The sequence below is a fragment of the Coxiella-like endosymbiont genome (assembly GCF_002871095.1).
In the GTDB taxonomy this organism is placed as follows: Bacteria; Pseudomonadota; Gammaproteobacteria; order Coxiellales; family Coxiellaceae; genus Coxiella.
Window position 1 is genome coordinate 1 of record NZ_NSHJ01000022.1, and the last position, 19433, is coordinate 19433.

Below are 19433 nucleotides of genomic sequence, written 5' to 3' on the forward strand. Positions count from 1 at the left end.
AAGATAAAGCAATACCAAAGATTATCGTTGACTTATGATTTTATTTTCATGGATAGTTGTCAAGCAACGTGCTTGAGAAATTTTGATATTTAAAAAATAGTGATATTAATATGATGGAATTTATGTGATTACAAATTGGTATGTTACCTCTAAAGCAGAAACCTGATAATTAAAGCAAGAGTAATACAGAGCTTATTTTTTATTAAGCTAAAAACGTAATATGTATTATACAATAATACATACTATTTACTATTAAAATATAAATTACTATCAAAATATCAAAAGGCACACTTTAACCATTTTATCTATCAAATATCTCTGAAGATACACTGGCTATTCTTAAGAAATGGCTACTATATTAATAAAGATGATATTTATATTGTCTTGAATAATTTAAAAGTAGTTCGAATTGATAGATATTCTAATGAATATTTGCTTGGAAAATGTGGCTGATAAATTGTGTAGAATCTGCTCATCATTTAATATAGTAAATGCAATTCTTATTTTTTAAATCGATTAAATCAAGAGTTATGTTGGTAATATTTGCATCTGTTTACATTAATAAAAAAAACTAATCAATAATAAAAAAATTAATAAAAAAATTAATATGATATTTTAAAATCAATACCGTATAAACTTTGAGACCATTCGAAAGCTACTACTATTTCCAAAATCTAAAAAAATATTTTTTGTACTGTTAGTCAGCTAGGATGTTTCTAGTAAATCTAAAAAATATGACTGAGATATTCTTATTATTAAGATAAATTATAAATTTAAAAAAATATTTTCAATGTTGGAAGACCTTAAGAAAAGTGCCTAAAATGTTAAGATGTAAGGATTGATTTGAACTGAAAATGTATACAGAAATCACAATAATTTATCAAGTATTTTAATATAAATAATTCCAAAAATCGATCATTTGGAATATTTGTTCTACATCGTCGTCTATCCAAAAATGGTATAGATGGTATAAAATTAGTAATGATTGGTGATGGTATATAACCCATGTTATAGTTTTGAGCGGAAATAGTTGATAAATTTAATTACCTTTTAAGTTTAACTCTTAGTTAAACGTAATTCTTAGTTAAACGTAAAAGCAAATTAATACAATCGTTTATAAAAATTTTGGTCAACATTTTGATGAGTTGCAGGGACTAGATTATTTTAATTCGATATTAATTCTGAACAGTATATAGATTTTTATTTATAAAATTATTTTACAAGAATTTTTACAAAAATACTTAAAATACTTTTCTGGACTATACTAGCAATTTATATCAATAGCAATCGCACCGCATAAAAGTTACCTGAGTCTTCAGCGGAGTATAAATTTAAAATGGAATAGAGAGTTATAATAATTAATGCTTTATTTTTTGATTATTGGTATTGGCTCCTCGGGAGGGACTTGAACCCCCGACCAAGTGATTAACAGTCACCTGCTCTACCGACTGAGCTACCGAGGAATGTTACTAGAAAAAGAAATCGTATCTTACCGATCAATGATCTGAGAATCAACTGAGTTAGTTGTGTAGAGTACCATATGATTCTAAAGAGGAAAAATTAGAGTCGTTACAAAAAAAGAGGGTCCCTCCCCTCTAATGAAGGATACTGGACAACCGATCTAGTGCCTCTTTAAGGTTTTTATTGCTAGTAGCACAAGAAAGGCGGATATGACCTGGCGAGCCAAAGGCACTTCCAGGAACTACGGCTACATTAGTTTTATTCAGTACATGTGTAGAAAGTTCAATGTCAGAGGGTAATTTAAGTCGTTTAACAATCTCTCTAACGTCTGGAAAAAGATAAAAAGCACCATCTGCGGGAATGCACCTCACACCTTTTATTTGATTAAGTGCTTGCAACGCCAAGTCGTGACGTGCTTTGTAAGCCTTGTACATATAACTAAAATAACCACGGTCATAACCTAAAGCAGTAGTTGCTGCCACTTGAGCAATTGAATTGGGACAAGAAGTACTTTGAGATTGAATTTTTTTCATAGCTTGAACAATAGTTTTAGGAGCAGCAGCATAACCAATTCGCCATCTTGTCATAGCAAAGGCTTTCGAAGCACCATTAATTACAATGGTTCGATCCTGTAATTGAGGGCATACATTCACAATATTAGTAAAATGATCTGCTCCCCATAAGATATACTCATAAATATCGTCAGAGAGAATTAAGACTTTTGGATGCTTCAATAATATTTCTGCTAGTGCTCTTAATTCGGATTTGCTATAAGCCACTCCAGAAGGATTGCTTGGACTGTTTAAAATTAATAAGCGGGTGTTTGGCGTTATAGCTTCTTCTAATTGCTGAGGAGTTATTTTAAAATTTTGAGAGAGTGTGGTTTGGATAATAATTGGGACTGCTGCGGCCATTTTCACGATAGGTAGGTAACTTACCCAGTAGGGTGCTGGAATGATTGCTTCATTGCCCGCATTCAATACAGTCATGATAGCATTGTAAATAGATTGTTTTGCTCCATTACTCACAATGATTTGGTTAAGTTCGTAATCTAATTGGTTATCATGCTTTAATTTACGCATAATAGCCTTTTTTAAAGTAGGAGTACCTTCAATATTCGTATATTTAGTCCAGCCTTCTTGGATTGCTTCTATCGCGGACTGTTTGATAGGATCGGGGGTATCAAAGTCTGGCTCACCGGCGCTAAGATTAATTACATCGTGTCCTTGATTTTTCAATTCTCGAACTAAGTCAGCAATAACCATTGTAGCAGACGGTTCTATTTGTTGTGCTTTAGTGGATAAAACGTCGTTCATGGTATAAGCTCCTTTGATAATATACTGTAAATGTATACTGGTAAATTAGCGGAAAGTAAAATTATAAACAATGAGCCGTTCCTCTCAAATGAGCAATTCCTCTTAACTTCACAAGTAAAATGAGGAGTAGTGTAAAAAATGATGAAAACTTTTAAACTCATATCTAAATTCAAACCTAGTGGTGATCAACCTCAAGCTTTAGAGAAATTGGTGGCTGGTTTAAAGAATGGTTTGTCGTATCAAACGCTTTTAGGAGTAACGGGATCCGGAAAAACATTTACTATTGCTAATGTAATTGAAAGGCTCCAACGTCCAGCTCTAGTTTTAGAGCCAAACAAAACTTTAGCCGCCCAATTTTATTCCGAAATGCGGAAATTTTTCCCCGAGAATGCTGTAGAATATTTTGTTTCTTATTATGATTATTATCAACCCGAAGCTTACGTACCCAGTTCAGGCACCTATATTGAAAAAAATTCTTCTATAAATGAGCACATTGAACAAATGCGTTTATCTGCTACCAAAGCGTTAACTGAGTGCCGAGACGTTATTATTGTGGCAACGGTATCGGCTATTTATGGCTTGGGTGATCCTAATTCTTATTTAAAAATGCTTCTCCATTTAAAAAGAGGTGAGCAAGTTAATCAGCGTCAGATATTAGAGCGGCTAGCTGAATTACAGTACACGCGAAATGATTTAGAATTCCGTCGAGCAACTTATCGTGTACATGGTGACGTTATTGATATTTATCCAGCGGACTCAGAACAGGAAGCCGTTCGAATAGAGTTGTTTGATGATAAAATTGAAAATATTAGTTTTTTTGATCCATTGAGAGGTGAAATGTTAAGACGAGTTCCACGAATCAGTATTTACCCAAAAACTCATTATGTCACACCTCGTGAAAAACTATTAACAACTATTGATCAAATTAAGTTGGAATTAAAAAAGCGTTTGGTGGAATTAGAAAGGAGCAATAAATTAGTGGAACGCCAACGTTTGGAACAACGCACCAATTTCGACTTAGAAATGATAATGGAGTTAGGATATTGCACTGGGATTGAAAATTATTCTCGCTATTTATCAGGTCGAAATATAGGAGAGCCACCGCCAACTTTAATGGATTATTTACCTGAAAATGCATTACTTATTATTGACGAATCTCATGTCACAATTCCTCAGTTAGGTGGAATGTATCGAGGAGATCGGGCACGTAAAGAAACCTTAGTAGAATATGGTTTCCGATTACCATCTGCGTTGGATAATCGACCGTTGAGGTTTGATGAATTTGAAAAATTAGCCCCCCAAACTATTTTTATTTCAGCAACGCCTGGTCCCTATGAAAAGCACAGAAGCGATCAAGTGGTAGAATTGTTGGTACGTCCTACGGGATTAATTGATCCAGAAATTGAGGTCAAACCAGTAGCCACCCAGGTAGATGATTTATTATCAGAAATTAGAAAACGAGTTCAACAAAATGAACGGGTATTAGTAACTACCTTAACTAAGCGAATGGCTGAGGATTTAACTGAATATTTTTTTGAGCATGGTATACGGGTTCGTTATCTACATTCAGATATTGAGACGTTGGAACGTGTAGAAATGATTCGTGATTTTCGGTTAGGTGCATTTGATGTATTGGTGGGAATTAATTTGTTACGCGAAGGTTTAGATATTCCGGAAGTATCATTAGTGGCAATTTTAGATGCTGATAAAGAAGGATTTTTGCGCTCCGAACGATCTTTGATTCAGACAATAGGCCGGGCAGCAAGAAATTTACATGGAAAAGCTATTTTATATGCGGATAAAATGACCCACTCTATGAAGAGTGCTATAGAAGAATCAAAAAGAAGGCGTCAGGTACAAGCTCTGTATAATAAAAAACATAATATTATTCCGAAGAGTGTTGAAAAATCAATCACAGAAATAATAGAAGAGGCTCACGTATATGCTGAAAAAAGATGCTTCGTAAGAGAAGCTCAACAGCTCACTGAAGAAGAAGTGCAAATTGCTATGTCACCCAAGCAGTTAGCTAAATATTTAGTTCATTTAGAAGAAGTAATGTATCGTCATGCTCAAAATTTAGAGTTTGAAGAAGCGACATTAGTGCGGAATAAAATTCAGTATATTCGAAAAGGTATCTAGAATTAAAAAATAAGGAAATAGTACATAATTGAAAATATTAATCTTACTTACACAATAGCTTAATAATTATTAGTTAATTAGTAGCTATTAATTAGTAGTAGCTATTTTATTTTTATATTTTTAGAAAAATTTCTATTTTTTTCTTTTGGTTTAGAAATAGTATTCGTTCCTATCTGAGGTTACTTGTTTCTTAAGGATTTTTAAAAATTTAGATCTTAATTGTTAACGATGATTATTAGCACTATTTTAGCCTATTTTCTAGTTTTTTTGGTTGAGTAGACGAGAAAAGCTGAGGATTGGCTTGTTTAAACTAGAAAAATACTTTTTACTTTAAAAAAGTTATTTATTTCAACCAAAGAAATTCTGATAATATACACGTAAGTCAAGTAATGATTTTATCAAGATTTCTCTAGTTATTGGAACTTTTTTTAAGTCGTTTCTGGGTGACGAAAATAAATTATTATTTTCATACTGTTTTAAATATCCTTAACGTCTGTTTGGGCTCAAGGAATTTTCTAATGTTCTTTTTTTTAGGTTTTAGGTTATTGTTTTAGGTTATTATTTTAGGATATTTAATTTCTAACGCTGGTAATTATATTTTATTGGTTGGTTGTGTATGGGTATAATATGTGTATTGGTTATTATTTTATATCTTTATCTAGATTTGGAAGATTATAAACTAGATCTGGAACATTATAAAAAATCATTTTACTATAATTTCCTCTTTTTTTCAGTTGTTTTTTCGTTTAACGGATTACGTCTCGTCTTGTAAGCTTAAAATAAATACATTGGATAGTGAAAAACAATTATGAAACACAATATTTAAAACAATGTTTCTGCATGGTAGTTAAACACAATTGTGAGTTTTGATCAAAAAGGTAGATCTTAATAATCAATAATCATAAATTAATTGTCCTATTTTATTAGTGAATTTAAATCAATTCTGAATTGTAATTCTATATATTTAAATAAATGTATGATACAAATGAAATATACGACCTCTTTTATTAGCCACATTTCCAGCAGAACCCAACTAGGGGACGCATAACGATATCTTCCGAGATTCCTAACGGAGAAGACGTTATCCTAATACTAAGTCATTCCTTTTTTAAAACTGACATAAATGTTTATTAGCACTTATCCATAGGTATCATGCAAATGAAAGTATTATGAAAATGAATAGCTGGTTAGAATGGGTGATTATTGTTTTACAGAATTTTTTGGAAACTCTACATTGATAAACTGCTGTGCTTTAAATGGTGTCCTAACTCCTATTTTATCTTTTCTCCTAACGAAATTTCCTAACATTTTTAAGCGAATTAATTTTTCAATTATTTGAAAGTAGCTATTATGCTGATATATTTGCTTCATAAAGACACTAAGTACCCAAAAAACATAACTCCAAACAGTAATAATATTTTTCTTTGCTTTTTCAATTATTCTTAGGATTCGATTGAAACTTTTTTCAATCAAACAATACGTTTTTTAAAAAAATTTTTGAAGTAGCACTAAATACATTTATTTTTTTTAAGAATTTGGCCATTAATGCCTCCTCAAAACCTTTCTCATTATCTACTAATGTTGTATAACAAACATTAGGGGGGAGAGGGATATCGTCTTTAATTTTATTGAGAATCTCCATATGATCCTTTATCTGGAGAAAATTTATTTAGGATTATGGAGATATAATAAGCTAATTGCCTTAATGAGACTGATAGGCTTGTTTTTGATCATTCATTAATAAATTTAATTTTTAATTGAGTAGGAACGAGATGGAAGCTTAATAATTCTGCAGTTACCTTAAGGACATACATTGGCTATGATTATAATTTGTTTCTCTAAAACAATATTAGTCAATATTAGTTTATCACAGTTTCTAATTTAGGAAAAGTTTTTTTATAGGGTAAAGCCCACTGCGTCCATTTTAAACTGTTTTTAAGTATGCGATTAATATCTAATTTTGTAAATTCACCTTGTTTAATTAATTGTTTGCCTGCCACCCACACATCACTTACTTGGAGTCGGTTAATCGCATACACCAAATGTGATATGGGATTAAAGACGGGTTGAGTGAGATAAGAACTTAAATCTACAGCAATTATATCAGCTAATTTTCCAATTTCTAGTGAGCCAATTTTGTTTTCTAATCCTAGGACTTTCGCTCCATTCAAAGTTGCCATTTTAATAACTTCTTCAGCTGGCAGATATGTGGGATCTGGGTCTGCGTCCGATACTTTAGCGGTAAAAGCAGCAGTTCTCATTTCGCCAAATAAATCTAGATCATTATTGCTCGCTGCTCCATCCGTGCCAATGGCTACATTGACTCCTGCTCGTAGAAGTTTGGCAATGGGAGCAATCCCACTAGCAAGCTTTAAATTAGATTCTGGACAATGAACCACATTGGTTTTTGTTTTTCGAATCAGATCAATTTCTTTTGGTGTGAGTTGTGTCATGTGAACAGCAATTAGGTGTTGAGATAATAAACCAAGCTCATGCAATCGAGCGAGTGGTCTTTTCCCATATTCCTGTAAACCTTGTTCAATTTCATGTCGTGTTTCATGAATGTGCATGTGAATAGGAAGATTGTATTGTGCAGATAATTTCATAATTTCTTTAAAAGCTGTGTCGCTAACTGTATAGGGTGCGTGTGGTGCTAAAGCCCAGGAAATGAGGGGTCGGATCTCATTTTTAGTTAGAGTTTCTTTTGCACGAGATAAATAAGTTTTTTCGTCTTTGGCCCACTCGCTAGAAACATTCATTACAACTATCCCGACACAAGCGCGCATACCTGCTTCACTGGCAACTTGAGAAATTATATCATGAAAAAAATAATGATCATTAAAACAGGTTGTTCCACCACGCAACATTTCAGCAATAGCCAATTCACTTCCTGTACGAACAGATTCTGCATTGATTAAAGTTTTTTCAGCAGGCCAGATATGTTTTCTTAACCAATCAAATAATTGCAGATCATCTGCTAATCCACGAAAAAGATTCATTGGAGTGTGCGTATGAGAATTGATTAAACCTGGCATTATCACATGATTTTCTAAATTTAGAAAAATTTTAGCGCGATATTTTTGCTTAGCTTCTTTTAGAGATAGAAGGTCAATAATATATTCACCGTGAATAACTAAAGCATGACACTCTAAAATTTGATTTTGAGGTGCGATTGGGAGAATCCACCGTGCACTGATAAGTAAATCAATATTTTCCATAAAAATACTGTTAATTATAAATGGATGTCATATTAACAAAATGATAATCCTAGGTCTAGTTGATATTCTCTTTAGGTCTAGTTGATATTCTCTTTGATATTCTCTAGATCTCTAGATCATCTTAAATCCTAATCTTACAAATTTTAATCTTAAAAAATCTACCTTCACTTACAAGTGTACTCAGATGTGATATACTATATTGATTGCTTTTCAAAGCCGTAAACAATTATTTAAATTTAAAAAAAATATAAAAAGTTTCATGGTAGAGTTTGCAGACGAAATTATTCCTATTACTCTCGAAGATGAATTAAAACAATCTTACCTCGATTATGCTATGAGTGTGATTGTAGGTCGAGCGTTACCGGATGTACGGGATGGCTTAAAGCCAGTGCATCGTCGGGTGCTTTATGCAATGAGTGAGTTAGGAAATAATTGGAATAAACCGTACAAAAAATCTGCTCGAATTGTGGGTGATGTAATTGGTAAATACCATCCTCATGGCGATGTTGCTGTTTATGACACAATAGTAAGAATGGCACAGCCTTTTAGCCTCCGTTATTTATTGATTGATGGTCAAGGTAATTTTGGTTCTGTAGATGGTGATGCACCTGCAGCTATGCGCTATACCGAAATTCGGTTGTCGAGATTTTCTGATACTTTAATGGCAGATCTTGATAAAGAAACCGTAAATTATGTTCCTAATTATGACGAAACTGAAACAGCACCGTTGGTACTACCTAGTCGGATTCCTAACTTATTAGTCAATGGTTCCTCAGGTATTGCGGTAGGAATGGCGACTAATATTCCGCCTCATAATTTGAATGAAATTATTAATGCTACTCTGGCATTAATTGATAATTTAGATTTAAGTGTAGAAGAGCTCATGTGTTATGTACCCGGTCCTGATTTTCCAACGGCAGGAATTATTAATGGTCGTCATGGGATTATCCAAGCATATAAAACTGGTCGAGGGCGGATTTATATACGTGCAAAAGTTGACATTGAAGTTACAAAAAGTGGGCGTTCTCAACTTATTGTTTCTGAACTTCCTTATCAAGTAAATAAAGCACGTTTGTTGGAAAAAATTGGAGAATTAGTTCATGAAAAGAAAATTGAAGGGATTTCTGGATTGCGTGATGAATCCGATAAGCACGGTATGAGAATGGTGATTCAAGTAAGTCGTGGTATTAATGCGGAAGTTGTACTTAATAATCTTTATGCTCAGACCCAATTGCAGACGGTATTTGGAATTAATATGGTGGCTTTAGATGACGGTCAACCATGTGTATTAAATTTAAAGCAGTTACTAAGTGCTTTTTTAAAACACCGTCAAGAAGTTGTAACACGCCGAACTCTTTTTGACTGGCGTAAAGCTTGCGAAAGAGCACATATTTTGGAAGGGCTGGGAGTTGCTCTGGCTAATATTGACGAAGTTATTACTCTTATTAAAAGAGCGAAAACTCCTATGGTTGGTAAAGAAAATTTATTAATAAGAGGATGGCAACCTGGGGAAGAGGTGGTGAGATTATTACAACAAATGAAAAACAATCAAACGCGTCCTGAGAATTTAGATCTTAAATACGGATTAAAAACCGATGGTTATTATTTATCGCCAGAACAAGCACAAGCTATTTTAGATTTGCGTTTGCATCGATTAACTAGTCTTGAAACCAATAAAATTCGCGAAGAATATATTGCTATTACTAATCAGATTGCTAAATTAATTTCAATTATTTCTGATGCTGATAAATTAAATCAAGTTATTCGGGATGAATTAATTGAGGTCAAAACTCAATTTGGCGATCTGCGTCGAACTGAAATTTTTGATGTTAAATCAGATTTAACAGATGAAGATTTAATTCCTAAGGAAGATTTATTTGTAACGTTATCGCATGAGGGTTATATTAAATCGCAATCGTTAAGTAGTTATCAAGCCCAACATCGAGGAGGACGAGGTAAGCTTGCTGCAGCAGTAAAAGAACAAGATTTCGTAAAAAATATTCTCGTGACAAATTCCCATGATACGATTTTGTGTTTTTCTACTTACGGAAAAGTATATTGGCTTAAGGTTTATCAAGTACCGCAAGGTGGTCGAAATTCTCGCGGACGTCCAGTCGTTAATTTACTTCCATTAGGTAATGGTGAACAGATTTCCACTATATTGTCTATACGTCATTATGAAAAATCTCATTTTGTTTTTATGACTACAGCTCAAGGCTTAGTGAAAAAAGTTAAATTGGCTGAATTTGCTCAACCTCGAACAAATGGGAAAATTGCATTAGTATTGAAAGAAGGGGATCGGCTAGTAGGAGTTGATATTACAGATGGAAATAAAGAAGTGATGCTTGTGACTGATGTAGGTAAAGCCATTCGTTTTCATGAACATGAAGTACGTGAAATGGGTCGTTCAGCACGAGGAGTGTGTGGAATTAAATTGAAAGAAACCCAAAGTGTAATTGCATTAATTATTGTAAAACCAGGAGGGTATATTTTAACAGCAACTGTACATGGCTATGGACAACGAACGAGTATAGAAGATTACCGACCTACAGGTCGAGGCGGTCAAGGTGTTATTGCTATTCGTATTAATCGTCGTAATGGAAATGTAGTTTCTGCCGCCCAAGTATTTAATAATGATGAAGTATTGTTAATTAGTGATAAAGGTACTTTAGTTCGTATCCGTGTAAATGAGATTTCAGAAGTGAGAAGAAACACTCAGGGAGTTCGATTGATTCAGTTGGCACAGGAAGAATTTTTAGTGGGAATGGAGGCTATTTCTACTGAATTAATAGGAGAAGAAGAATAAAGGGAGGATAGTGATCTAAAATATCGGCACAAGGATTTTTTTATGTCTCGTATTTATAATTTTTCTGCTGGTCCAGCCATGTTACCAGAAACGGTTTTGCGAACGGCAAGTGATGAATTATTAGATTGGCACGACACTGGAATGTCGATAGCAGAAGTTTCTCATCGTGGTGAAGAATTTAAAACAGTCGTTAAAGAGTCGGCAAATGATCTTAGAGAGCTATTAGAAATTCCAGAAAATTATAGGATTTTCTTTTTACAGGGTGGGGCTCGATTACAATTCTCTATGGTGCCAATGAATTTAATGGGTAACTATAAAGTTGCAGTTTACGTTGATTCCGGCATTTGGTCCCAACAGGCGATTAAAGAAGCAAGACGTTATTGCAATCTTCATGTGGCGGCGAGTGCAAAGAGCTTCGATTATACAACCCTTCCGGATCAATCTACATGGGATGTTCCTAAAAAAGCAGCGTATTTATATTACGTTGATAATGAAACAGTAAACGGAATAGAATTTCCCTTCATTCCTGAAACAAGCTTGACCTTGGTTTGTGATATGTCATCAAATTTATTATCTCGTCCTGTTGATGTCTCACGATACGGATTGATTTTTGCTTGTGCTCAAAAAAATATTGGAATAGCTGGACTGACGATCGTAATTATTCGTGAAGATTTATTAAATTGCAATCCTCTTCCAGCGACTCCTAGTTTTCTGGATTATACTTTACATGCTAAAGAAAATTCATTATGGAATACACCACCAACATTTGCTTGGTACATTGCAGGTTTAGTTTTTAAATGGTTGAAAAAGGAAGGAGGCCTTTCGATTCTAGCTGAACGTAATGAACAAAAAGCAAAAAAACTTTATAATGCTATCGATAAAAGTGATTTTTATTATAATACTATTAATCCTAAATATCGTTCGAGAATGAATGTTGTTTTTAGATTAGCAAATGAAAATCTTAATTCTCTTTTTTTGAAAAAAGCTGCAAAAAAAGGTTTAGCAAATTTAAAGGGGCATCGTTTAGTAGGTGGGATACGAGCTAGCATTTATAATGCGATGCCGGAATCTGGTATCGAAGCCTTAATTGATTTTATGCAACAGTTTGCAAAACAGTACAGTTAGATAAGATGGATTATTATATTATTCCATCAAATAATCTAAATGGTGAGATTTATGTTCCAGGTGATAAATCAATTTCTCATCGAGCAGTGATTTTAAGTGCTATTTCTGAAGGAAGAACTCAGGTAAATGGTTTTTTAATGGGTACCGATAATCTCGCTACAATCAACGCCTTTCAAAAAATGGGTGTCACTATTCAAGTGATCGAAGATGAAAATATATTATTAGTGGATGGAGTGGGAAAAGATGGATTAACTGCTCCACCCGATGTTATTGATTGTGGTAATTCAGGAACAGCTATGCGATTATTAACTGGTTTGTTAGCAGGACAAACTTTCACTACTACCCTTACGGGTGATCAATCCTTAAGGCGTCGTCCAATGCAGTGTATTATTGATCCTTTGGTGCAAATGGGTGGAAACATTGAATCGGCTGAAAATATGTTGCCTCCTCTTAAAATTAACGGAAAGTCTCATTTAACAGGGATTTATTATGATCTACCTATCGCAAGTGCTCAAGTGAAATCTTGCTTATTATTAGCGGGATTATATGCAGAAGGAGAAACTTGTATCAGAGAACCAGTGCCTTCTCGTGATCATACGGAGCGGCTATTAACGCATTTTAATTACCCTGTAGTGCGAGTCGATCATCTTCGTACTTGTCTTTCTGGGAGAGGTATTCTTAAGCCGAGAGATATTTCGATTCCTGGTGATATTTCATCAGCTGCTTTTTTCATTGTAGCAGCAACTATTACACCTGGTTCTTCTATTTGGTTACGTCAGGTCGGTCTTAACCCTACCCGTCTTGGTGTGATCAATTTATTAAAAATGATGGGTGCGAATATTGAGATTATCACGCATCAGGAAAAAAACAGAGAACCTGTAGGGGATATTTGTGTGTGCTATTCTGCCACTTCTCTTACTGGTATTGAAATTCCCGAAGCACAAGTGTCGCTTGCTATTGATGAATTTCCTATTCTATTAATTGCTGCTGCTGTTGCGCGAGGGAAAACTATATTACGAGGTGCTAAAGAGTTACGAATAAAAGAAAGCGACCGCATTGCTGCCATGGTAGAGGGGCTGCAAAAATTAGGAATTCAAGCAGAATCACTTCCCGATGGAGTCATTGTTCAAGGAGGTAGTCAGTTTCAAGGTGGAACGATTTCTAGTTACGACGATCATCGTATTGCTATGGCGTTTGCAATTGCAGGGACTATAGCAAAAGCTCCTGTGCGTATTCATAATTGTGAGAATGTTAAAACTTCTTTTCCTAATTTTGTTGAGTTAGCGCATAAAATAGGAATGGAATTCAAGGTTCTTTAAATTTAGTAAGAGATCATTAATCATTGTGTAATGAAACAAAATATATAAGTAATCTAAAAAAACAACCCCCGGTTATTACCATTGATGGTTCTTCCAGTGCTGGAAAGGGGACTATTGCACTTAAAGTCGCTCAAGCTTTGCATTGGCATATTTTAGATAGTGGAATTATTTACCGTACAATAGCTTGGGCATTATCTTACTACAGTGTTTCCTTAGCAGACCAGAAAGGGATGCTTAATCTTTTAAAAGGACTTCAAATAGAAGTCGAAAGCCAGCCTTTTGTTAGAAATCTAAAAGTTAGTTGTAATCAACATGATGTTACGGATGCCATCCGAAGCGAAAAATGTGGTGCTTTAGCTTCTAAGGCTTCGGCTCTCTTAGTGGTTCGACAAGCTGTTCTTCAATATCAACATGATTTTCGTCGTTGGTCCGGGTTAGTGGCTGATGGTCGTGATATGGGAACAGTGGTTTTTCCTAATGCTACTCTTAAGTTTTATTTTGATGCTAACCCGCAAGAACGTGCTTACCGACGCTATAAGCAGTTGCAAGAACGAGGGATTAATGTTAGGCTGCGTGATATCCAAGAAGATTTGAAAGAGCGTGATCATCGTGACGTTAATCGAATGATTTCTCCTACCAAACCCGCAGTAGATGCTCTAATTATCGATACTAGTAAATTAAGTATCGAAGAAGTCTTTGTAATAGTTATGAACCATATTAAAAAGCGTGGGCTTGGTTAATTTGGTTAATTAAGTTTAGAGTAGGGGTTTTACTTAATTTATTTTAAATTTAAAGAAAATAAATTTAACAATAACTTATACCTTTGGTATGGTTACAAATAATGTGTGAGTGAGTGCATGAGTGAAAATTTTGCTGATTTATTTGAAAAAAGTTTAATAGAAAGTGATTTACGGCCTGGTGCCTTAGTTAAGGCTACTATTATTGAAATTGGACCCGACAAGGTAATTGTCAATGCTGGCCTTAAATCCGAAGGAGTTATATCTACTTCTGAATTCTACCACGAAGAAATTCACCTGGGTGATGAAGTAGATGTCGTAATTGATACTCCTGACAATGGTTTTGGTGAAACCCGCTTATCACGTGAAAAGGCACGCCGTACGCAAGCTTGGAGCCAGCTTGAAAAAGCTTATAAAACTGGAGAATTAGTTAAAGGTAAGATCATAGAACGAGTCAAAGGAGGATTTACTGTGGAAATGCATTCAATTCGTGCTTTTTTGCCTGGTTCTTTGGTAGACCTCAAACCTATTCGAGAGCCAGACTCTTTTAAAAATACCGAACATGATTTCAAAATTATTAAGATGGATCGTCATCGAAATAATGTTGTTGTTTCTCGGCGTGCTGTAATAGAGGCTGAATCTAGCGCTGAGCGTCTCGCTCGATTAGAAGAACTTCAAGAGGGCCAAGAAGTTAAAGGGGTTATTAAAAATATTACTGATTATGGTGCTTTTGTCGATTTGGGAGGGGTTGATGGTTTGCTCCATATAACTGATATGGCTTGGAAACGTGTCAAACATCCGAGTGAGTTAGTTAATATATGGGATGAGGTGCATGTTAAAGTTCTTAAATTTGATCGTGATAAAAATCGTGTTTCATTAGGAATGAAACAATTGGGCGATGATCCATGGTTAAATATTAAACGACGCTATCCTGTAAATTCGCGAGTATTTGGTACAGTAACCAATATCACGGATTATGGTTGCTTTGTTCAACTTGAAGAGGGTGTAGAAGGGTTAGTCCATACTTCTGAATTAGATTGGACTAATAAAAATATTCATCCCAGTAAAGTAGTGCAACCTGGAGAAGTAGTCGAGATTATGGTGCTTGAAATCGACGAAGAACGTCGTCGTATTTCATTGGGGATTAAGCAATGCAAACGTAATCCCTGGAAAGAATTCGCAGAAAAACATCAAAAAAATGAAAAAATTACAGGTAAAATTCGCTCTATTACTGATTTCGGTATCTTTATTGGATTAGAAGGTAATATTGATGGCCTAGTACATTTATCTGATATTTCTTGGTCAGAAAATGCTGAGGAAGCAATTCGTCGTTATAAAAAAAGTGACGAAGTGGAATCTCTTATTTTAGCAATTGATCCTGAGCGTGAGCGAATTTCTCTAGGCATCAAACAGCTTGAAGGCGATCCTGTAGAAGAGTTCTTAAAAAAACAAGATAAAGATGCGACTATCCAAGCTAAAGTAAAAGAAGTTGAAAGCAGACAAGCTATTTTAGAATTAGATAAGCATGTGATTGGGCAAATGCGTTTAGCAGATTACAGTTATGATTGTGTAAAAGATTTGACAGAGGAACTCAATGTCGGTGATAAAATTGCGGTTAAAATTATTAATATTGATCGTAAAAATCGTCTTCTTCAAGTATCCCATAAAGCTGTAGAAAAACTTTCTAATCAGCGAAGTCGGACAGTAACTGATGTGCTGACAAAAACTACTTTGGGAGATCTCCTTAAAGAAAAGATGCAGAACAAAGAATAAGAGTAGATCAGATAAAATGTTATAAATCCTTCAGGTAAAACTATTTCCTGTTTTTCTCTTTAATAAAGAGAAAAACAGCACTATTTCTTTCTTTATTCATGAAAAGTTTATATAAAATTATTTTTCTAAAGTGATCTACGTTTTTATGAGACAAAAATCTCCTATGCATTTCATGTAGAATATTGCTTGGAAAACTCTTCAAGCAACTAAATGAATAACGGACTTATGTCTTACATTTTATATTTTTTTGGATATTGATTATTTTGTTAGATATTACTTTCTCTATTCTTAATCCACAAAAAATAGTTTTCTATCATTACTTGGACAGAAAAAGCATTTATTTATTGTTGATAATCTTATTAGCACTGTTGTTTAGTACAGAATTAGGAATTATTCTTTTTTTGCCTTTCTGGATTAAAAATAAAAACACTGTTCGTCAGTTTAAATATCAATTAAAAAAACAATCCAACAAGAAGTGGAAATTTTATAAATTATTTCAATTAAGATTAAGGATATTTAAATTATTTTAATTAAGGATGTTCATTAGTGATCATTGCAATACTTTTTTTATTATTACCTATAGCAGCCGTCGGAGGGTGGTTTTTGGGTCATCGAATTTCATTTAGAAATAATTCTAAACTGACGCCTGCTTTACGTCATAATTATTTTAAGGGTTTAAATTATTTAATCAATGAGCAGCCTGATAAAGCTGTTGATGTTTTTATTAAATTACTCGAGGTTGATACAGATACAGTAGAAACCCATCTAGCATTAGGTAGTCTATTTCGTCGCCGTGGCGAAGTTGATCGTGCTATTCGTATTCATCACAATTTAATTGATCGACCCCAACTTGCCAAAGAACAACGATTTCATGCTTTATCTGAATTAGGACAAGATTATTTGCGAGCTGGAGTATTGGATCGTGCAGAACATCTGTTTCTCGATCTCGTGGAAATGGAAGAAGAGAATCAAGGTAGTTTACGATTTTTGTTACACATTTACCAACAAGAGAAAGATTGGCAAAAGGGAATTGAGACTGCGCAAAAATTATTGGTCTTGGGTGAACCTGTTCAAGATATTATTGCTCAATACTATTGTGAATTGGCTGAACCATTGATTGATAAAGGACGTTCTTCACAAATAAAAGCTGCTTTTTACTTAAAAAGAGCACAAGCTATAGATCCTAATTGTGTCCGTGCCAGCTTGCTTCAGGCTCGTCAAGAAACTGCTGAGGGAGATTATAAAGAGGCTATTAGGTGTTATAAACGCGTTATTGATCAAGATCCCGATTATATTTCTGAAGTAGTGGCAGGGCTTGTTGAATGTTACCAGCATATCAATGAAGAAGAAAAGTTAGTTGTTTTTTTTAAAGAGTGTTTAGTGCGATATTCTCGAATTTCACTTGTATTAGCTATTTCAGATTATTTGAAACGTCACAGGGGAGAGAAGGTTGCTATTGAGTTTGTAGCGCAAGAAATTCAACGGAAACCCTCCTTGCGAGGACTGGCCCATTTAGTAAGCTTATATCTACTTAATTCTAGAGGCGATACTAGAAATAAGATATTAATTTTAAATAGATTTATTGAAAAATTGCTAGCAGATAAGCCTATCTATCGATGTTCCTATTGTGGTCTTTCTGGAAAAATATTATTTTGGCTCTGTCCGAGTTGCCAACATTGGAATACGGTAAAGCCTATTCAAGGCTTAGAAGGAAATTAAAATGGAAAATAAAACTGAACCTAAAATTATTGTTGCTATTGATGCTAATACTCGGGATCAAGCATATGAACAAGTATCTTCATTAGATCCTAAATTATGTCATCTTAAAATTGGAAATATTTTATTTACACGTTATGGGCCTTTGCTCGTTGAAGAACTCATGCAGAAGGGTTACCAAATTTTTTTGGATTTAAAATTTCACGATATTCCACAAACAGTAATTGGTGCTTGTCGTATGGCCGCACTTTTGGGTGTATGGATGATTAATGTTCATATTTTAGGTGGACGAGCCATGTTAGAAGCTGTGGTTGATTCGTTACAAAATCTGACGATCAGTAATAAACCACTTTTAATCGGGGTTACGGTTTTAACAAGTTTAGATAGTAACGACTTAAAAACGTTAGGAATGAACGAGGATCTATCCGTGGTAGTTTCCCGTATGGCAAACCTGGCTAAAGAATCGGGATTAGATGGGGTAGTCTGTTCAGCACATGAAGCATCCGCTTTACGTAAACAATTGGGATCACATTTTTTATTAGTAACTCCTGGTATTCGTTTAGAGATTGATCAACAACATGACCAGAAACGCACTATTACACCTGAAGCTGCTATTAAAGCGGGAAGCGATTATCTCGTCATTGGTAGATCTATAACCTACTCTAGAAATCGGAAAGCAACCTTACAAAGAATTACGAATTCGATAAAAAAACTAACTTAAATTATCATAAATATCTTTATATAAGATACCCCATCCTAACCCTCTCTTGTATTATGCTTTTTAGAATTCCTAAATATCGAGGTTGTTGAATAGTACTTTGATTAGACTATCATTTTTATGATTTACCTGATTTACAACAATTTTATGAAAAACATTTTTTGTTTTATTATTTCACTAATACTGTTTAGTGAGGATATGTATAATCAAAACCCGCTTTAGCTGCCCCGTTAGCAAATATTCTTGCACAGCACCAGTAACTTTAAAGAGAAATTAAAACCTACACTAATAATACTATCAATAGCGTTGATATCAATTTCATTGCCTAATCTTATTAGAGATTTAGTCTAGAAAAGAGCAATCTATAGTAATGTTTTATCAAAAAACAGAGTAATTTAAATCAAAATAAGATTTAGCTTTTCTTTAGAGTATCGAAAAAATTCTAGAAAAAATTCTATATTAAATGGTTAAAAAATAATCCAAATTACCTAATGATATGATACATCCTTAAAATGGTACATCTTTAAAACTAATAATAGCATAAATTATTATCTGAGAATGCAGGGATTATTATTCCTATTATTAATTTACTTAAATAGTGTTGTTAACACTTATTATTATAATATTCTTTTTGTGGTAGATCAATAATTGATAAAAGTATTTAATTTTTCAGGTCAGCAGGAGATGTGAATTATGGAACTATTAAACAAGTGTTTTAATTAGTGTTCTAATTCTATTTTTAACCTCGTTATTTTGTGTATTGGACTTTCTTACGACCTTTAGGTATCTGAATTTGGTTGCTAGATCGTCCCAATGAACGTAAGGGGAATGAGAAAAATGTCACTTTAAATACGGAATCAGTGTAGTTTTTTGTAGTTTGCTTTATTAGCCCTTTCAACATCCTGCTTCCTTATTGAGGAAGGTTAGCAGGCAGCAGTATTTTAGTTTTTATGGTAGTAGTGGATGATTATAGAGGTTTAAGTTCTAAACTGCGTTTGGTGGAGGGCTAATTATTTGGGTATTGCTAATAATTATTGGGGAATATAATCCTTTCTAATTTAGTAATTTATTTTTTTGAAATTTAAAAATAAGTTTATAATGGAGA

10 protein-coding genes, 1 tRNA gene and 1 pseudogene are annotated in these 19433 nt (G+C 33.9%); 8 read left to right on the top strand and 4 right to left on the bottom strand.

What is annotated here, in order from left to right; genetic code table 11:
- Positions 1–1387 precede the first annotated feature (1387 nt).
- A tRNA-Asn gene (locus tag CLERM_RS00200) sits at positions 1388–1463 on the bottom strand.
- A 132-nt stretch (positions 1464–1595) separates the two neighbouring features.
- The gene (locus CLERM_RS00205; protein ID WP_102156622.1) at positions 1596–2777 is read right to left on the bottom strand and encodes a pyridoxal phosphate-dependent aminotransferase; all 1182 of its coding nucleotides are present in this window, start codon (positions 2775–2777) and stop codon (positions 1596–1598) included.
- A 138-nt stretch (positions 2778–2915) separates the two neighbouring features.
- Here CLERM_RS00205 and uvrB point away from each other — a divergent pair, with 138 nt between their 5' ends.
- Positions 2916–4916, top strand: a complete 2001-nt coding sequence (uvrB, locus tag CLERM_RS00210; RefSeq protein WP_102156623.1) for an excinuclease ABC subunit UvrB — start codon at positions 2916–2918, stop codon at positions 4914–4916.
- Positions 4917–6116: 1200 nt separating this feature from the next.
- Here uvrB and CLERM_RS00215 read toward each other — a convergent pair.
- Both CLERM_RS00215 and CLERM_RS00220 read right to left on the bottom strand, forming a co-directional pair.
- Positions 6117–6389: a hypothetical protein gene (locus tag CLERM_RS00215; protein ID WP_102156624.1), complete on the bottom strand. Its 273-nt coding sequence runs from the start codon at positions 6387–6389 to the stop codon at positions 6117–6119.
- A 386-nt stretch (positions 6390–6775) separates the two neighbouring features.
- Positions 6776–8140, bottom strand: a pseudogene (locus CLERM_RS00220) (TRZ/ATZ family hydrolase); the annotation flags it as partial.
- A gap of 253 nt (positions 8141–8393) precedes the next feature.
- Between CLERM_RS00220 and gyrA the strand changes: the two are divergent.
- The 7 genes from gyrA (at position 8394) to pyrF (ending at position 18331) form a co-directional block, all read left to right on the top strand.
- Positions 8394–10940: a DNA gyrase subunit A gene (gene gyrA / locus CLERM_RS00225; protein ID WP_102156631.1), complete on the top strand. Its 2547-nt coding sequence runs from the start codon at positions 8394–8396 to the stop codon at positions 10938–10940.
- Between the two features lie 42 nt (positions 10941–10982).
- Positions 10983–12065 carry a 3-phosphoserine/phosphohydroxythreonine transaminase gene (serC, locus tag CLERM_RS00230; protein WP_102156626.1) on the top strand — a complete coding sequence of 361 codons (1083 nt, stop codon included), beginning with the start codon at positions 10983–10985 and terminating at the stop codon, positions 12063–12065.
- Positions 12066–12070: 5 nt separating this feature from the next.
- Positions 12071–13384, top strand: coding sequence for a 3-phosphoshikimate 1-carboxyvinyltransferase (gene aroA, locus CLERM_RS00235; RefSeq protein ID WP_102156627.1), 1314 nt, complete (start codon positions 12071–12073; stop codon positions 13382–13384).
- 23 nt (positions 13385–13407) lie between these two features.
- Entirely contained in the window at positions 13408–14124 is a 717-nt protein-coding gene (gene cmk, locus CLERM_RS00240; protein ID WP_236905100.1) for a (d)CMP kinase, read from the top strand.
- Between the two features lie 117 nt (positions 14125–14241).
- Complete coding sequence (rpsA, locus tag CLERM_RS00245; RefSeq protein WP_102156628.1) at positions 14242–15894, top strand: 30S ribosomal protein S1; 1653 nt, start codon at positions 14242–14244, stop codon at positions 15892–15894.
- Between the two features lie 546 nt (positions 15895–16440).
- Positions 16441–17613 (top strand): lipopolysaccharide assembly protein LapB, encoded by a 1173-nt coding sequence (gene lapB / locus CLERM_RS00255; protein ID WP_102156629.1) that lies wholly within the window; start codon positions 16441–16443, stop codon positions 17611–17613.
- Between the two features lies 1 nt (position 17614).
- The gene (gene pyrF, locus CLERM_RS00260; protein ID WP_102156630.1) at positions 17615–18331 is read left to right on the top strand and encodes an orotidine-5'-phosphate decarboxylase; all 717 of its coding nucleotides are present in this window, start codon (positions 17615–17617) and stop codon (positions 18329–18331) included.
- The last annotated feature ends 1102 nt before the right edge of the window (positions 18332–19433 follow it).

Coding starts and splice junctions, on each gene's coding strand:
- CLERM_RS00205 (WP_102156622.1), bottom strand. CDS start 2,777: ATGAACGACGTTTTATCCACTAAAGCACAACAAATAGAACCGTCTGCT.
- uvrB (WP_102156623.1), top strand. CDS start 2,916: ATGATGAAAACTTTTAAACTCATATCTAAATTCAAACCTAGTGGTGAT.
- gyrA (WP_102156631.1), top strand. CDS start 8,394: ATGGTAGAGTTTGCAGACGAAATTATTCCTATTACTCTCGAAGATGAA.
- serC (WP_102156626.1), top strand. CDS start 10,983: ATGTCTCGTATTTATAATTTTTCTGCTGGTCCAGCCATGTTACCAGAA.
- aroA (WP_102156627.1), top strand. CDS start 12,071: ATGGATTATTATATTATTCCATCAAATAATCTAAATGGTGAGATTTAT.
- rpsA (WP_102156628.1), top strand. CDS start 14,242: ATGAGTGAAAATTTTGCTGATTTATTTGAAAAAAGTTTAATAGAAAGT.
- pyrF (WP_102156630.1), top strand. CDS start 17,615: ATGGAAAATAAAACTGAACCTAAAATTATTGTTGCTATTGATGCTAAT.